General features: G+C 27.6%; 13 protein-coding genes and 1 pseudogene. 13 read left to right on the top strand and 1 reads right to left on the bottom strand.

The window, feature by feature from the left end; all coding sequences use genetic code 11:
• The first annotated feature begins 3 nt into the window (after positions 1-3).
• The 10 genes from ACNO7W_RS07600 to ACNO7W_RS07555 all read left to right on the top strand — a co-directional run bounded on the left by ACNO7W_RS07600 (position 4) and on the right by ACNO7W_RS07555 (position 11,803).
• On the top strand, positions 4-1,233 hold the full coding sequence (locus ACNO7W_RS07600) for a hypothetical protein (RefSeq protein WP_417937642.1): 1,230 nt from the start codon (positions 4-6) through the stop codon (positions 1,231-1,233).
• Positions 1,234-1,254: 21 nt separating this feature from the next.
• Positions 1,255-1,845, top strand: coding sequence for a YiiX/YebB-like N1pC/P60 family cysteine hydrolase (locus ACNO7W_RS07595; protein WP_417937641.1), 591 nt, complete (start codon positions 1,255-1,257; stop codon positions 1,843-1,845).
• 11 nt (positions 1,846-1,856) lie between these two features.
• Positions 1,857-3,221: a hypothetical protein gene (locus tag ACNO7W_RS07590; RefSeq protein ID WP_417937640.1), complete on the top strand. Its 1,365-nt coding sequence runs from the start codon at positions 1,857-1,859 to the stop codon at positions 3,219-3,221.
• A 113-nt stretch (positions 3,222-3,334) separates the two neighbouring features.
• Positions 3,335-4,621 carry an ABC-three component system protein gene (locus tag ACNO7W_RS07585; protein ID WP_417937639.1) on the top strand — a complete coding sequence of 429 codons (1,287 nt, stop codon included), beginning with the start codon at positions 3,335-3,337 and terminating at the stop codon, positions 4,619-4,621.
• Entirely contained in the window at positions 4,605-4,742 is a 138-nt protein-coding gene (locus ACNO7W_RS07580) for a hypothetical protein (protein WP_417937638.1), read from the top strand. Before ACNO7W_RS07585 ends, ACNO7W_RS07580 begins: the two co-directional genes overlap by 17 nt.
• The gene (locus ACNO7W_RS07575) at positions 4,743-5,303 is read left to right on the top strand and encodes an ABC-three component system middle component 1 (RefSeq protein WP_417937692.1); all 561 of its coding nucleotides are present in this window, start codon (positions 4,743-4,745) and stop codon (positions 5,301-5,303) included.
• Complete coding sequence (locus ACNO7W_RS07570) at positions 5,293-7,602, top strand: AAA family ATPase (RefSeq protein ID WP_417937637.1); 2,310 nt, start codon at positions 5,293-5,295, stop codon at positions 7,600-7,602. Before ACNO7W_RS07575 ends, ACNO7W_RS07570 begins: the two co-directional genes overlap by 11 nt.
• A gap of 24 nt (positions 7,603-7,626) precedes the next feature.
• Entirely contained in the window at positions 7,627-9,960 is a 2,334-nt protein-coding gene (locus tag ACNO7W_RS07565; protein ID WP_417937636.1) for a restriction endonuclease, read from the top strand.
• Positions 9,961-10,071: 111 nt separating this feature from the next.
• Positions 10,072-11,010 carry a phospholipase D family protein gene (locus ACNO7W_RS07560; RefSeq protein ID WP_417937635.1) on the top strand — a complete coding sequence of 313 codons (939 nt, stop codon included), beginning with the start codon at positions 10,072-10,074 and terminating at the stop codon, positions 11,008-11,010.
• A gap of 34 nt (positions 11,011-11,044) precedes the next feature.
• Complete coding sequence (locus tag ACNO7W_RS07555; RefSeq protein WP_417937634.1) at positions 11,045-11,803, top strand: metallophosphoesterase; 759 nt, start codon at positions 11,045-11,047, stop codon at positions 11,801-11,803.
• A 202-nt stretch (positions 11,804-12,005) separates the two neighbouring features.
• Here ACNO7W_RS07555 and ACNO7W_RS07550 read toward each other — a convergent pair.
• A pseudogene (locus ACNO7W_RS07550) lies at positions 12,006-12,122 on the bottom strand (IS982 family transposase); the annotation flags it as partial.
• A 416-nt stretch (positions 12,123-12,538) separates the two neighbouring features.
• Here ACNO7W_RS07550 and ACNO7W_RS07545 point away from each other — a divergent pair.
• From ACNO7W_RS07545 to ACNO7W_RS07535, 3 genes are all read left to right on the top strand, one after another.
• The gene (locus ACNO7W_RS07545; RefSeq protein WP_417937633.1) at positions 12,539-12,736 is read left to right on the top strand and encodes a type II toxin-antitoxin system Y4mF family antitoxin; all 198 of its coding nucleotides are present in this window, start codon (positions 12,539-12,541) and stop codon (positions 12,734-12,736) included.
• A 661-nt stretch (positions 12,737-13,397) separates the two neighbouring features.
• The gene (locus tag ACNO7W_RS07540) at positions 13,398-14,879 is read left to right on the top strand and encodes a Fic family protein (protein ID WP_417937632.1); all 1,482 of its coding nucleotides are present in this window, start codon (positions 13,398-13,400) and stop codon (positions 14,877-14,879) included.
• Entirely contained in the window at positions 14,872-15,372 is a 501-nt protein-coding gene (locus ACNO7W_RS07535; protein ID WP_417937631.1) for a hypothetical protein, read from the top strand. Before ACNO7W_RS07540 ends, ACNO7W_RS07535 begins: the two co-directional genes overlap by 8 nt.
• Positions 15,373-16,056: the final 684 nt, after the last annotated feature.

Here is a 16,056-nt window from a genome sequence, read left to right as displayed (position 1 = left end):
AATATGTTTGATAAATCAAAATATTATGGTGAAATATGGTTACCTGAAAATGAAAATACTAAACACTTTTGCGTTTTAGAATTTATTGATGGAGAAGTATATCTAGAGACTAATTTAGCAAGTAAAAATTCAGAGTATAAAAGAGACCTTTTATATGGTGCTTTTAACGGCTTGGGGTTTATGACATTTATAAACAACTCAATTAAGTCAAGTTCATCAGGTTTAATTTTTCATCGAAAATATAATCCGGAATATACATTTGCATCATCTAATCATATTATAAATCCTCTTACTTTAAGAATCAAAGAATTTAAAATAGACAATGATGCTCTCAACAATTGGATTAGGAGTTTTCATTTGTTTAATTACGATGATAATAACATTGAAAAAGCTGATGATGTAAATCATAAAATTAAAATAGTTGAAAAGTCAATCCAAGTTGAGATTATTAAAACAACAAACTACGCATCAGACCTTAGTTCATTTAATTTTATAAACCTTGGTTTTATATCATTTGTTTCGGAAAGTAAGCTTACAATTTTAGAATGCATTGAATTATACCGAACTTTTCAAAAATTTTTACTCTTTTATTATGGTAAATCGAGTCACTTTAAATCTATTCTGATAAAATGTTTAAGTTGTGGGAATTGGTTTTCATTATATTTTAATGATTCTTTAACTCATGATGATACTATGAGCTTTACTTCATTGGCTTATGAAGATGTCAAAGATGACCTAGATAAAATTCTAAATATATGGTTTACAAATGAAGATATTCGATTTTGTGCTGATATCATTATTGAAAATTTACTCTCAAAAAAAGTAAGTCATAGTAGAAGATTTACTAACTCGTTGGCTACTTTGGAAGCATACAATAAAAGGTTTGGCATTAAATATTCAAAACCAACTTTAGAGCGCTATTTTTTGGAGCATAAAGGAATATTGCTGAATATTATGAATATTGAAGATGCAGATTTAGATAATTACATTAAAAAAATTATTAGAAGTAGAGATTTTTTTGTTCACGGTAATAAAAATCAAACAGATTATTTTACGGAATTTGAATTGCTTTACATTTCATTTTTAATAGATTATATTGTTTGTATTGAACTCTCGAAACAAATAGGATTTTCTCAGAAAATAATAAATGATATTCTGATGAAAGCAAAATCGGTTTTTCTAGATATGCAATCTGTAAATAAAATGCTTAGTAATTGTATTTTAAAAAATTAACAAGCCTCACTAAAGAATGATATGACAAAAATTATAAGAAAAGATAAGAGTTACAAATTGAACGAATTACCGGAATTAGCTAACAATAGTTTTGTTGTTAATAATATTATTGGTTTTACAGGTTCTATTTTATCCCGTCCGATAGAAAATACATTAAATATTTACAAACATTTTGCCATCGTTTATGGTTTTGACAGAAGAAACATACTTTGGGTAATAGAAAATAATACTAATGGAGTGGAATGTATAACATTTAATGATTTTTTGAACGGCCAACATAATTATAAAGTTGAGAGATATATTAACAATTCTTTTCAAAGTAATTTAATTCTCCAACGAGCAAAGGAAAAAGCAAATGAAATTTACAATCCAACAATCTTTAACTGTGAGCATTTTGTGAATTTCTGCCATACAGGTAATTCGCAAAGTAAGCAAGTTGATGTAACGAAAGTAGTTGTCAACGCAGCAATCTCATATTATGAATTAAAGGTCAGTTATACGAACAAGAACGAGGAACTATTAGAATCACTAAACAAGACCCGAAAATCTCTTGACATTGAGCGATCTCCAGAATTTCAAAAGACATTAGATGAAAATATTTCAAAAAAATAATATTTAAATATATGGATGACTTAATATCAGAACTAATGAGTGGAACGGACGACATTTTGGAATCCCCTATTCAAATGGAAATTGCTAATCAATCAATAAGAATATTTGAAGGAGAATTTAGCATCAAAGACGATAAACAAGAAATCAAAATTAATGGGAAGATAGAATATAATTGGCTTCCACATAAAGGTGTTGTTTTCTCTGGTAAAACAGTAGAATGCTCTGAAACAATAATTAAGATTATAAATACTATTGAATATTTTGATGTTATTTTTAATGGAAACAATTTAGGAATAGGTTTTATCTCTCAATTTTCCATTGATAATGAGATTAAAATTAAAGGTGAATTTCAGCATTCAACTATAATTGGAGATAAAACTGTAGCGGTAGATAAATTAAAATTTTGTGTTCCAAATTTCCGAGAATTCTTAGGAATGCCAGTAAAACGAATAACAGAAACAAATAGAACCACATATAAAAACAGAATAATTTTAGATAATGATAAATATTCGATTGTTATTGATAAGTGTGCGGATTACAAAAAATCTATCAATTCCCTTAATGAAAGTGGAGGATATTTTATCTTATATTCAGGAGAATTAAAAGTAAAAAAAGGAACTCTTACATTTCAAAACTCAAGGGAGATTTTACATTGCTTAAATGTGTTTTTAAGCTTTTTAAATGGTAGACGTACATCAACATTATTTATACACGGGATTCATGAGGAAGATACTATTTGGGTTGATTATTCCAATTACTACGTTGATACTTATGACACATTACCAAGTTGGACTAATTCACATTCTATTGATGGTTTGAGTGAGCTTTGGCAGGTATTTAGTGATAAATGGAAAAATAAGAATAATAAAGATGTATTAAACACAGCAGTTCATTGGTATCTGGAATGTAATAAAAGCAGTGGCTTTATTGAGGGTTCAATTATAATGGCACAGACTGCATTAGAATTATTATATAATTGGTACATAGTAGAAAACAAAAAACTTTTATTGGGTAAAGATTCAGAAAATATTAATGCCGCTAATAAAATAAGATTATTGATTTCTCAATTAGATATTAATTATACTGTCCCTAAAAAATTTACATCATTACAAAACTTTTTAAAGTCTGAAAAGTTAATTGATGCTCCAGAAGCTGTAGTTCAAATAAGAAATGCGATAGTTCACTCACAAGAAGAAAAAAGGATAAAATTAAGTAATATTGAAAACAAGTCTAAACAAGAAGCGCTTGAACTTTGCATCTGGTATATTGAAATGGCTTTACTAAAGGTATTAAATTTTAAAGGTAATTATTGTAATCGTTGTTCAGAAAACCTTTTTACAAGTGCTAAAGTTGAAAACCTTCCGTGGATGAATTAATAATGATAATTCCAAAATAAGTCACATATTAGAAGATAGATCATATTATCTAACATTATTATAAAATGGCAAAAATAAATTTGATACTTAATTCAATAAAAACAATTCTTTAAATGCAATTAATAGATCCCAACGATATTCATTCTGCAGCTGATACATGGAATGGCTTTATTTATCAAGGTAAAATAGCGCTTTATCATGTTTTGAAATTAATATTTGAAGATGATAATATTGATGAATTGTTTCTACAACTTGATTCTTTGGAAGATTTTGCGATAATAAAATACGACGTAAATGCAGCTGTTATACCAGTTAGTCTTCATCAAGTAAAAGCTGTTAAAAGCCATTATTATTTAAGATACAAGGAAGCTTTTGAGAAACTTGAAAACAGAAAAATAACTTTTCCCTGTGAAAAAGATGCTTATTTTCATTTAGCAACAAATAATGAAAAAAGTAAGGCTGAAATTGAACAATTACATCCGAGCATTGTTATTTATGAATATGATGGAGAATCTTTTTGTAGAATCGAGAATTTACAGGAAAAAATCAATTTAATTTTAGTTTCTTGTCTTAATAAATTTAATCTAAATCACTTAAACAATAATATCTATATAGAAACATTAGCCAATAACCTGGAATATTTAATTACCGAAAATATTGTAAATATTCATGCTCAAAATCATCTACCCAATGGTTTTAGCTTAAATAAAGCGGCTTACATAAATACCATCTCTCTGATTAGCTTTAAAGAAATAATTAATACCGATTTAAACTATACTTTGGTAAATAAGCAATATTTCAACAAAATAATCAAGATAGATTTAAATCGATATTTTCAGGAATATTGTTTAGAAATTGAAGACGATATAGGTAACGATATCAAAGAAAAATTATCTAACTATTTGATATATTTTAATGGTCTAAATGAAATTGAGTTCGAAAAATTTTTGCAAAATATTATGCCTCATAGAATTGTTAAATTTTCAACATTACAAGAATATAAAGATAACTCACTATTTATAGACGAATTTAAAGGTGCCTTAGTATTAATACTTACAGAAATTAGAGATTCTGACAAGGATGTAATAAATAAATTAGGCTGGATTTGTACAGATAATAAAAGATATTTCCCCTCAACAATAAACGTATCAAACACAACAAATAGTAAGAAGAATATAAGCGAGAAGATTATCAATGTTGCATTAGACACATTAATTGATACTCCCTTTAATAGTGATTATATAGTTACTGAGGGTTGTCAAGTAGATTCTCTGGAGGTAGAAGCCTTAAATATTTTCAAAATCGAAAATGACAATTATGATAAAATCACAAATTGGCGAAAAATCACACTTATAGACTTAGAACAAGCAAAAACGAAATTAAATGAAAACAATAATTAATGAATTATTTAGTGATATTGGATTAGAAAATCAAACTATTGATTTCGGTACAGTATATTATTTTAAAGATGAGAATACTCATAGTTATTGGATAGTTATTGAAGTGGAGGATTTAGCCTAAATTATTGAAAATCAGTCCAATTACTTTGCAAAGACTAAAGAACTTATTGACAATGAATGGTTTGATAAAAACGCGAACTTATTAATTCTGTATAAGCAAACCAATTTTGATGAAATAAATAAAAATGAAATAATCGATATTGAGGAAAATCCATATTTGTTTAAAAAACAAGTACTAATATATACAGACTCAGAGAAACAAAAATTAGTAGAAGCAATTCAAGATAGCGGATTAAATTACAAGCAGTTTTTGGAAAAAAAAGCATTATCAAATCAGGTTTTTGAGCAACATAAGACAAACATAAATAATAATAATTTTGAATCATTATTATATCGAATTTGTCACAAAATCCCTTTTATTAATATTAAAGTTAGTCAAGAAAATGGGTTATTAGCGTTAACAGATAATAATACAATTAAGGTAAATAGTAGTGATTTTAAAGCAATAAATGATGTTTTATCCGAAAATGTTTTTAATGAGTCTATAAGTGATATTGAGAATTTATCACAAGATGAAATTTATGAGCAATTAACAATAGTACTGAATCAAGATGAAAATTAATAGAATCACAATAAATAATTTTAAAGTTTTTAAAAAGAGAAATATTAATTTTGATTCATCAGATTTACTTGTATTTGATGGACCTAATGGATTTGGTAAAACTACAATATACGATGCTATTGAACTATTGCTTACTGGAAATATTAGGAGATACAATGCATTGGATAAGCTTATAGTAGATGGTAGAGAATCATACGAGGAACATCCTTTTTATAATGAAGGTGCTACTGGTGATATTTCGATTTGCATAGAGTTTAGTAAAGGTTCAAATACATACTATTTGGAAAGATTTGCAAAAAGAGATGAGCTTACTAATAGTATTGATTTTTCAAAATATCATTTATATCAAAAAGAAAACTTCGAGTCTCTTGAAAAGAATTTAATTTTAAATGAAGAAGAGTTTTTAAGTGAAATTTTAGGTGCCAATTATAAAGAAAATTTTCAGTTTTTAAACTATATTGAACAAGAGGATAGTTTATATCTTCTCAAAAATCAAGATAAAAATAGGAAGCTACATATTTCACACTTATTTAATGTTTCAGAATTTGAAAATAAAATTGAAAAAATAAAAAAGATAAAGCAAAAAATAGATGGACTATGTAATTCAGAAGTAAAGTTAGTTTTAGACAATTTAAAAAAGGAAATAAAAGACATTCAAGATTTACTCGCCAAAGAGTTCATCGAAACAGAATATTTTAGGTTGTTTCCTGAAAAAAACTTTATATGGGATGAGCCGAATTATGACTTTAAAACCTATAATCAAAAGAGTTTACTCCAAGAAGAAGGGATATTAATAAGGCTAAATCATTTCGTTAATAATAAACCCCTTTTTAGTGATTTTATACATAATGAAACAATAGATACATTAATACGAAATGAAGAGTTAATCAAGGACTTTTGTAGGTATTTTTCTTTTATTGATAAAAAAGAAGAATTACTACAAAGTAAAACAAACTATAATAAGAAATTAAATTATTCTGAGAGATTAAGCGAATTTTCAATAGATGATTTGAAAGATGAATTTTTCGAATATGACTTTGAAGACATGACTTTTTTAGACTCTGATTTGATAGATGAATTTAATGATTATTTAGATGAATTAAAAAAACAAGTTGACGAATTAGATAAATTAGATAGTATCTATTCGAGAATTAATGAATCTAGAGAAAAATTAAAAGAGAATATCGAAAAATTAAAAGAGGAAGATGAAGAATTAACTTCAGGTTCTTGTTTTCTATGTGGTCATAAATGGAATGATATTGAAGATTTGTTAGGAAATATAGCTTTGCAATCAGATAATTTAGAAAAGATTACTGGAGAAAAAAATAAACTTTTTAATGATAATCTTGAAGCTTTTAAAGAAGAAATAATTGGTCAAATTATTGAATCAATTAATCTCGATTTATCGGAAAATAAAGTTGATACAGAATTTATAAATAAGCTGGTAACTTTTGAAGATATTCGTTTTAATAGTACTACAAAAAACTTTGACAAAATTAAATTTAATTACAATCCGTATTTAAATGAACTCCTAAGCATTGATAGTGAAATTGATTTTGAGAAATTAGTTTCAGATTTAAAATTGGACAAAAAAGAAGTTGCAACTGAACATATTGAAGTATATTTTAAAGAATATTTTAATGATTTTTTCGATAATAAATTTGAAAATATTAATCTTTTAGATGTAGATAATATAAAGAAAAAAACAGATTATTTAAAGTATCAATATTCATTGCTTCAAAATGAATTTTTAATTACAAAAAAAGAAGATTTAGAACTTAAAGAAGAGAAATTTAATAATGCCACAAATTTAAGTAAACAGTTAAAAAGTCTAAAAGATATTTACGAAAGTTCTCTTAAAAAATATCAAAAAAAGGTAATAAAAGATATTGAAATAATTTTTCATATTTATTCTGGAAGGATTATGCAAGATTTTCAAGGTGGCTTAGGATTATTTATTTATTCAGATAAAAATGGAATACGATTTCAAACTAATCCAACAAAAACTTTTGATGCGGTCTTCTCAATGAGTTCGGGTCAATTATCGGCTTTAATAATATCATTTACTCTTGCATTGCATAAAAAATATTCACAAAATAAAATCATATTAATAGATGATCCCGTTCAGACCATGGATGAATTAAATGTTGTTGGATTTATTGAATTATTGAGAAATGAATTCAACCAAAATCAAATTATCATTTCAACTCATGAAGACATGATGTCAGCATTTATGAGATATAAATTCAAAAATTATAATTTATCTCAAAAAAGGGTGAATTTAAAATCACTAAATTAATCATATTTAATATTCAATAGCGAGATGGTAAATTATGATTTCTCAACATTAAACGATAGAGATTTAGAAGAATTGGCAAGGGATATTTTGTCAAAAAAACTAGGTTTTAATTTTCAATCTTTTAAACCCGGTCCAGATAAAGGCATAGACTTGAGATACTCAACAGTTAATGATGAAAACGAAATTGTTGTTCAAATAAAGCATTTTATAGGCTCTGGAATCTCTAAACTTAAGACTGAGCTTAAAACAAACGAACTTCAAAAAGTAATTTCTTTAAATCCTATGAGGTATATTTTTGTAACATCATTGCAGCTATCCCCAAAAGACAAAGAAGAGATTAAAACTATTTTTAATCCATTTATAATTTCTACTGATGATATATTAGGAAAAAACGATATAAATAGTTTTCTTAGAAATAATCCTAAAATTGAAGAAATTCACTTTAAGCTTTGGCTTTCAAGCACCAATATTTTAAAAAGAATTCTAAAAAATGGCATAAAAGGAAGATCCGAATTTTTTGAAGAAAAAATTAAAAAAAATATTAGCATTTTTGTTCCTAATAAGACACATAAGAATGCTGTAGATATTCTTAACAGAAATAATTTTATCCTTATAACAGGTGCTCCAGGAATTGGAAAATCTACTTTAGCAAATATGCTAACTTATCAATTGCTTGCCAAAGATTTTGAACTTATTTATGTAAGAGAAATAACTGAAGCCGAAGATTTATTTTTACCAGAAAAAAAACAAGTATTTTATTTTGATGATTTTTTAGGCACTATCACATTGGATTTAAAGAGTTCTAGAAATGCCGATTCGGCAATAGTAAACTTTATTGAAAGAGTTAAAAGTGATAAGCAGAAAAAATTAATTCTTACTTGTAGAACCACAATATTAAATCAGGCAAAGGAGGCTTCAGAAAAAATTGGAGATTCTAAAATTGATATTTCTAATCACGAGGTGAATATTGAAGATTATAGAGATATTGACAAAGCAAAAATATTATACAATCATATTTATTTTTCTCAATTAGTTGAAGAACAAAAGTCTACTTTTTTTAAAGATAAATTTTATTGGCAAGTAATTAAACATAAGTTTTATAATCCTCGTGTAATAGAATATTTTACAGACAAAGATCGAATAGAACCAAATGCTGAATATAATGAAGTTGTAATGAATTTTTTAAATAACCCTTCTCTAATCTGGGAAAAACCTTTTGTAAATCAAATTTCTTCAAACGCAAGATTATTACTTTCTACTCTTTATTCTTTAGGAGGTAGATATGTCATTTTTGAAAACAGACTAAGAGAATCATTTAATGCAAGATTAGATCATGAAATACAACATAATAACTACGTAAAAGAAGGAAATACTTATGAAAATGTCATTAAAGAACTAGTTGGTGGATTTATAAATAGAACACATAAAAATGGAGATTCGACATTTGAGTATAGCTTTTTCAATCCTTCAATAGAAGATTTTCTTTATGATTATTTTTCAAGAAATAAAGATGAATATATTACAATTTTAAAGTCTGCAATTTATTTTGAACAGTTTAAAGAAAGAATTACAACTAAACATATTAAAGGTGCAAAAAGAATTTATTTTTCTGATAAAAAAAGAATAACTCAACTTTTTGATATTTTAAATAATATATCTTCAGATTTGACTGGTTTTGGAAATAATGATTTGAATTTTATAGTAATACTACTAAGGCTTTTTCAATGGAACGATATAAAAGGAATTGTTATTGAACGTTTAAACGCTTTCAATTTAGAATATCTAAGTTGGGGCGATAGAGATAATTTGATTGAAATTTTAAGTCATTTAGCGGATAATAACCTCACTAATTTTATAGCTCCATTAGAAGAACTAATTTTATCTCTTTCAAAAAACATGGATCATTATTATCATATTGAAATTTTTTCAAATTTAATTTCAAAGCATTCAGCCTATAAGGATATTATTGAAAATGCAAAAAACTCAAATTTTGAATACTACAATCGAATTCAAGAAAATATTGATGAATCTTGGAATAAAAGTATAGATCATTACATCAAGCAAACTTATAATCTTAATTCAATTACCAATAAAGAAGATTTAATTGAGGTCATTACTAAACGAAAAGAAGATGCAAAAAAAATAAATCTTGCAATTAGTATTAACAATTCTACTATACTTGATAGTTATGAATTTGACTATGCTTCACAGCTTGATTTAAATAATGCTTTTACATTAGAAGAAGGAATAGAAATTGACGATTTTCAAGGGGATAAAGATGTTCCTAATGAAACTTTGGAAATCAATAGATTATTTAACTCAAATGATATTGAAGAATGGAATGATTTACCATTTTAAATCTATCGCTCTTTATAGCAGGAATATTACACAAAAATGAACAATGAACAAAAGAATCTATTACCCTTACACCCAATATACTTTTTAGGAAGTAATAAATAAAATATTGACATGCCGAAATTTTTAAATACCAAAGGTTTAATAAACTGGATCCCAAAAATAATAAACGAAACGGAAAGAGAGTTGGTGATAATAACGCCTTATATGCAATTGTCTGACACTATCTATAACTGTCTGTTAAATGCTAATAAACGTGGCGTAGAAACCATAATTATCTATAGAGAGAACAAATTATCTGATAAGGAAAAAGCTAAATTATTGGCTATTGATAATTTAAACTTAATGCACCATCCCAACGTTCATTCAAAATGCTATTACAACGAAAATTATTTACTTATAGCATCAATGAATCTTTACGAATACTCCGAAAAGAATAATAGGGAAATGGGGGTTTTATTACACAAAATCGACATTGAAGATAATAATTCAAGGGATGCTTGGGGTAAAATCAATGATGACGAACAAATATTTGAAGAAGCATTAGAAGAAATTCTTGAAATAAAAAATGGTGCCGAACTCGAGAAAATGAGTAGGGAAACCATCGAAGAAGGTTTCGAAATGGAAATTCTGAAAACTAAAAAAGAAAAAGCCGAGGACAGATTAAAGCAATTCAATAAAGTGTTTATCCACAAGAAGTTTGTTTTTGATAATGAATGTAAGTTAGGAGATGAAAATAGCTTTATTTGCAAAAGTTATATTGATAAAGTGGATATCAAAGTAACGAATCGATTTGAATTTTGCTTTAATGTAGATGAAAACAAACTCAATCCTTCATTTCAGTATTACAAAAACCAAAAAAAAGAGTTAGAATTTAAATTTGAAGGATTCAAATTTTACTGGAATATGCCCAATGTTATTTATTTGTATGTGGATGGCAAACACCGTATTTGGGAAAACACTATAGACAATATGGATATTGAAATCAAAAAAAGAGGTATTAATGAAGTAATCGAATTTATAAAACCATGGTGGAAACAGATTCAATTATAAATAATAATTAAGACAAACATTCTTCTAATAAGTTATGAAAATCCAATACTGCTCAGACCTTCACTTAGAATTTTTAGACAACCGAAAATGGGTTTTGGAAAATCCGATTATCCCCAAAGGAGACATTCTAATTTTGGCGGGTGACATTGTACTTTTTAGAGAAATACACCAACATCAAAAATTCTTTGATTACGTTTCCAGTCATTTTGAGCATACCTATTGGATTCCTGGCAATCACGAATATTATAATTCGGATATTTCCAAAAGAAGTGGTGCTTTTGAGGAAAAAATCAGAGACAATGTAACTTTACTGAACAATACAGTAAAAACCATCAATGGAGTAAGACTAGTATTTTCAACCTTATGGTCACTTATTTCGCCTGAAAAACAATTTCTAATCGAACAAAGTCTATCTGATTTTAGAGTAATTCGAAAAAATGAAAAAAGACTAACTGTTGAAGATTATAACCAACTCCATCTGGAAAGCAGATTGTTTTTAGAAGAAACATTCCAAACTAAAACAAATAGTCCAACTATTGTTGTGACCCACCACCCTCCTACTTTTATCAATTATCCTGAGAAATATGCCCATAGCGACATAAATGAAGCTTTTGGAACAGAAATGTCATCAGTTATAGAAAATAATGAAATCGATTATTGGATCTATGGTCATCATCATTGTAATGTAGAAGATTTTAGCATTGGAAAAACAAAATTAATTACCAATCAATTGGGATATATAAAATACAATGAGAATGAAAACTTCAATAACAGCTGTGTGATTTCAATATAAACAACTAAACACCATTACAATAAACCTATAATAACACAATAAACCAATCAAGTTTATTATCTGTTTTTCAGTTTATTACAAGTCATCAAAAAATTACAAAGAGCATTTACACAATTGTAAAAGTTGATGTATTACTTTAAACCATAATAAGTAAAGTTTAAATAAATAGTAGCGGCGGTCATAGCCGTTACTATAATCATTTGCAATCAGACATCTGTTGCTTTATGTTTTTCAAAAAATTCACGTTGTGTACTGCTGCTTTTGTAATATCTAACGAGTGAAAAACGCCAAAAACGGAGCAAACTCCATTGATTTTATACGCAATTACATATAATTAGCAGTTTTAATTCTTTTTTATATGTAAAAGCATATAATACCATTATTCATTATATTTTAGTCCAATGGTTTTGCTATAATGCCGTTGTATATTTCATTTTATCCAATTTTTATTGGACTAATTTGAAATAACAAACGGTATAATTAAATAGTTTTTTCGACTTATTTACTCAATAAACAACTAAAGGTAAAATGTTAACGGGGGGCGAATTCCCCTCTTGAGAGGGGTTAGGGGTGTGTTTTTTTTCTGAAATGCATTTTTTTTTCAGTTAACACTACTCTAAAATATTCACAGTCGTTAAAGACAACAGTAAAGTTTGAGTTCATTAGACCCTAATATTGTTATTTAAGTAAGTAACTCGATAGTTTTTACTAATTTTATATCCAAAAGCATATAAAATGAATTTAATAGCAGATTTTGTAAAAAAGAGACGAAAACAATCAGGGCTTACACAAGAAGAATTTGCCATGAGAGCTGGTATAGCATTAACTGTTATCCGAAAGATTGAACAAGGTAAGGACAACTTAAGTTTATCTAAAGTAAATCAGGTATTGAAAATGTTCGGACACGTTTTAGGTCCCGTAAACGAAAAATAATTAATCAATTAAGCAATATCTTTTATTGCTACAAATTCATAAAAATCTAGTTCCACTTTTGCTACTATTCTTTCAAATAAAAAACGAATTTTGTCCCAAATAGTATCTTTAATTGTGACAAAATAAAACTACATTAACGATGCAAAATATTTATTATCAAATATTTATAAAAATAACAAACATCAAGTGGAGGGCGCAATTGAAAAATATACAGTAGTAATTTTGTCGCAAATATCTCGTATATTTGCGACAGAATAAAACAAAAAAACCTATGCAAAGTACTGATGACAAAGTGATTGCCAAAATAAAAAAAGCCAAGAGGGGGTTCTTAAAAAACTTAAACAATATTTGATTTGAAATTATTTTGTAACAAATTTTCACTGTTTTTGTTACACCCCGCCGCTATCCAAAGTATCCTAATTTCGGAACAATAAATACGGTATTGACAAAATACTTCTCACATTGGCAACATCTACACAAGTATTTCAGATGAAGAAGAACAGCAAAAATGAATTCGTGAAGATAATTAGTTGAATCAAATATCTTAATAGAAAAAAACACCCAATCAAACCACTATATTGGTTTATAATGGAAAATTTAGCCCAATAATTGCTTCTTAGTGGAAAATAAAGTCTAATTTTACTCCATTAAGACATCACTAATGGAAAATTTTGTACCAACACATCTTCAAGAAGTTATTTATTCATCGAGCGTTAAGAAAGTAAGAAAACAAATTGCATTGCTTGAAAGTGCGGGTAAAATTAAAAAAATTGCACCACGTATCTATACTTCAAACTTTACTGATACGGATGCCGTTATTATCAAGAGGAATATATTTTCGATTTTAGGTCATTTATACCCAAGTGCATTATTGAGCCATCGTTCTGCAATAGAATTTAAGCCAACAACTACAGGGCAAATATTTGTTACTTACACTTATACTAAAAAAATAGAGTTACCCGGAATTACAATTCGTTTTATGGAAGGCATTGGACCCATTGAGGGAGACAATTCATTTTCGGGAGAGCTATATGTTTCTCAACAAGAAAGAGCATTTTTAGAAAATCTACAGTCGTCTAGAAAATCAGGTTCAGAGTCCAAAACAATTACAATTTCAGAACTTGAAAATAAATTAGAAAAAATAGTACAAGTTAAAGGAGAAGACGGACTAAATCAAATCAGAGATAAGGCAAAAGTAATTGCTGATAAATTAGATATGCAAAGTGAGTTTGAGAAACTAAACAAACTAATTAGCGCATTATTATCAACACAACCATCAAAAATATTATCGTCCCCAAGAGCCATTGCAAGAGCGTTTGGAAATCCTTATGATCAATCAAGAATAGATTTGTTTGAAATTTTATTCCAAGAATTAAAACAAAGAGAATTCAAGAATGTTATAGATAGAAATACGAGCAACACCGCTTTTAAAAATTTCGCTTTTTTTGAGTCCTATTTTTCTAATTATATTGAAGGAACGGTATTTGAAATAGATGAGGCCAAAAACATTATTGAAACTGATACTCCGATGATAAATCGTGATGAAGATTCACACGACATATTGGGTACATACAAATTAGTGAGTAATAGAGCCGAAATGAGTAGTACTCCAACTTCTTCAGAGGAATTCATTTCCATTTTAAAATACAGACACCAATTACTATTGGCAGCCAGAATATCAAAAAAACCAGGAGAATTCAAAGATAAAAATAATCGTGCTGGAGAAACATTTTTTGTTGACCACGAACTAGTCAAAGGTACATTAATCAAAGGCTTTGATTTTTATAAAGCCCTTACAGACCCATTTGCCAAAGCGGCATACATTATGTTTATGGTTAGTGAAGTCCATCCTTTTTTAGATGGTAATGGTAGAATTGCTCGAGTAATGATGAATGCAGAATTAGTCAAAGCAGAGCAAACAAGAATAATTATTCCAACCGTATATCGTGATGATTATTTAGGCGCTTTACGAAGATTAACAAGGCAGCAAGATCCATTAGCTTATATAAAAATGCTACAACGAGCACAAGATTTTAGTGTAACATTAAAAGCAGACAATATGGAAGAATTAGAATTGCATTTACAAATAAGTAATGCTTTCAAAGAACATGACGAAGCTAAACTGAAGATTATCAATGGCTAATTCCTACCCACATTTAGAAAGGAGCGAAAGTCAAATAAAAGATGCTATTCTTAAATATTGCTTGATAGAAGGTATTGATGATAATTTTACCATAGCTACAGAAGTTATCAGAGATGTATTCCCAGAAATGACCAATCAAGAAATACTATATTATATCTCAAAAATAGGAAAACATCCTGAGATTATACTTGACTATTCTGAATTCAATGATACTTACGTAATGCAAGTAGATATTGTAACCAAAAAATTTATTGAAAAAGGAGGCTTTTCAAAAATAGAGGAAATAGAAATATTTAATGCTGAAAAAAACATCAAAAAAGAAGAGTTCGAATTTCAATTGACAAAATCAAATTTAGAAGCCAATAAATTAAATAAAAAAATTGCGAAAAAAAACCTCAAAAATGAAAGAAACAATAAAATCACAACTTGGATCAACATTGTGCTTGGGGTTATAAATATTGGTTTATTGATTTGGCAAGTAATGAAAAAATAAAGATGTCCTGCTCTTCGAGGTCTCCTGACCTCGCAGTTATAGTAGTCATTTCATCGCTTCTCTAATGCTGTTATAAGTCGATATCTTTCCGAAAACGACACGGTGCCATCTCGCACCTACATCAATAAGTTTCAAGAGGAAGGATTATTGGATCGCATAAGTGAAAAGCAAAGAGATAAAAATGCAATTTATATGTTTAAAAAATATTAGACTTTAGCTAAGCAAGGGATATGTAATGAGTTTGTTTCCTTTGGTTATCAAGGTTTACAAAGCTTAAGCAAGAAATGTAATTAAACAACATCTTTTGTTGCTACAAATTCATCAAGATCTAGTTCCATATTTAAATATTTCTGTAAAATTGCAAAAAATACATGTTTTAAAGATATCAGAATTAAAAGGCTCAGGTACTTTTTATGAGTTTAATTAATTCGCCTCACGATTGCTCATTAAATTAAAATTAGTTTCAAAACACCAACTCTGCGAGGCCGCCCGACTTCATAGTCGGATATGTCAGCTGTTCGCTAGAATGATGGCTTTCCATAACGGAGGGATGACTTGCATTTATGGTTAGGCTTTTTTAGTGTCTGGTTTTACCAGTATTTATGGGAAGAAAAAGTCTTTATTAAGATAATTACTTGTTTGTTGCCTAGTCCGGAATCACTTATACAGTTTGCTACGGAATAT

The organism is Flavobacterium sp. ZB4R12, from assembly GCF_048276375.1.
Lineage (GTDB): Bacteria > Bacteroidota > Bacteroidia > Flavobacteriales > Flavobacteriaceae > Flavobacterium > Flavobacterium gawalongense.
The sequence above is the reverse complement of the archived record's forward strand: the minus strand, read 5'-3'. Positions and strand labels throughout refer to the sequence as shown.

What these genes read in the sequence shown, in the direction of transcription:
- ACNO7W_RS07600 (WP_417937642.1), top strand. Translation starts at nt 4, where the DNA reads ATGTTTGATAAATCAAAATATTATGGTGAAATATGGTTACCTGAAAAT.
- ACNO7W_RS07595 (WP_417937641.1), top strand. Translation starts at nt 1,255, where the DNA reads ATGACAAAAATTATAAGAAAAGATAAGAGTTACAAATTGAACGAATTA.
- ACNO7W_RS07590 (WP_417937640.1), top strand. Translation starts at nt 1,857, where the DNA reads ATGGATGACTTAATATCAGAACTAATGAGTGGAACGGACGACATTTTG.
- ACNO7W_RS07585 (WP_417937639.1), top strand. Translation starts at nt 3,335, where the DNA reads ATGCAATTAATAGATCCCAACGATATTCATTCTGCAGCTGATACATGG.
- ACNO7W_RS07580 (WP_417937638.1), top strand. Translation starts at nt 4,605, where the DNA reads ATGAAAACAATAATTAATGAATTATTTAGTGATATTGGATTAGAAAAT.
- ACNO7W_RS07570 (WP_417937637.1), top strand. Translation starts at nt 5,293, where the DNA reads ATGAAAATTAATAGAATCACAATAAATAATTTTAAAGTTTTTAAAAAG.
- ACNO7W_RS07565 (WP_417937636.1), top strand. Translation starts at nt 7,627, where the DNA reads ATGGTAAATTATGATTTCTCAACATTAAACGATAGAGATTTAGAAGAA.
- ACNO7W_RS07560 (WP_417937635.1), top strand. Translation starts at nt 10,072, where the DNA reads ATGCCGAAATTTTTAAATACCAAAGGTTTAATAAACTGGATCCCAAAA.
- ACNO7W_RS07555 (WP_417937634.1), top strand. Translation starts at nt 11,045, where the DNA reads ATGAAAATCCAATACTGCTCAGACCTTCACTTAGAATTTTTAGACAAC.
- ACNO7W_RS07545 (WP_417937633.1), top strand. Translation starts at nt 12,539, where the DNA reads ATGAATTTAATAGCAGATTTTGTAAAAAAGAGACGAAAACAATCAGGG.
- ACNO7W_RS07540 (WP_417937632.1), top strand. Translation starts at nt 13,398, where the DNA reads ATGGAAAATTTTGTACCAACACATCTTCAAGAAGTTATTTATTCATCG.
- ACNO7W_RS07535 (WP_417937631.1), top strand. Translation starts at nt 14,872, where the DNA reads ATGGCTAATTCCTACCCACATTTAGAAAGGAGCGAAAGTCAAATAAAA.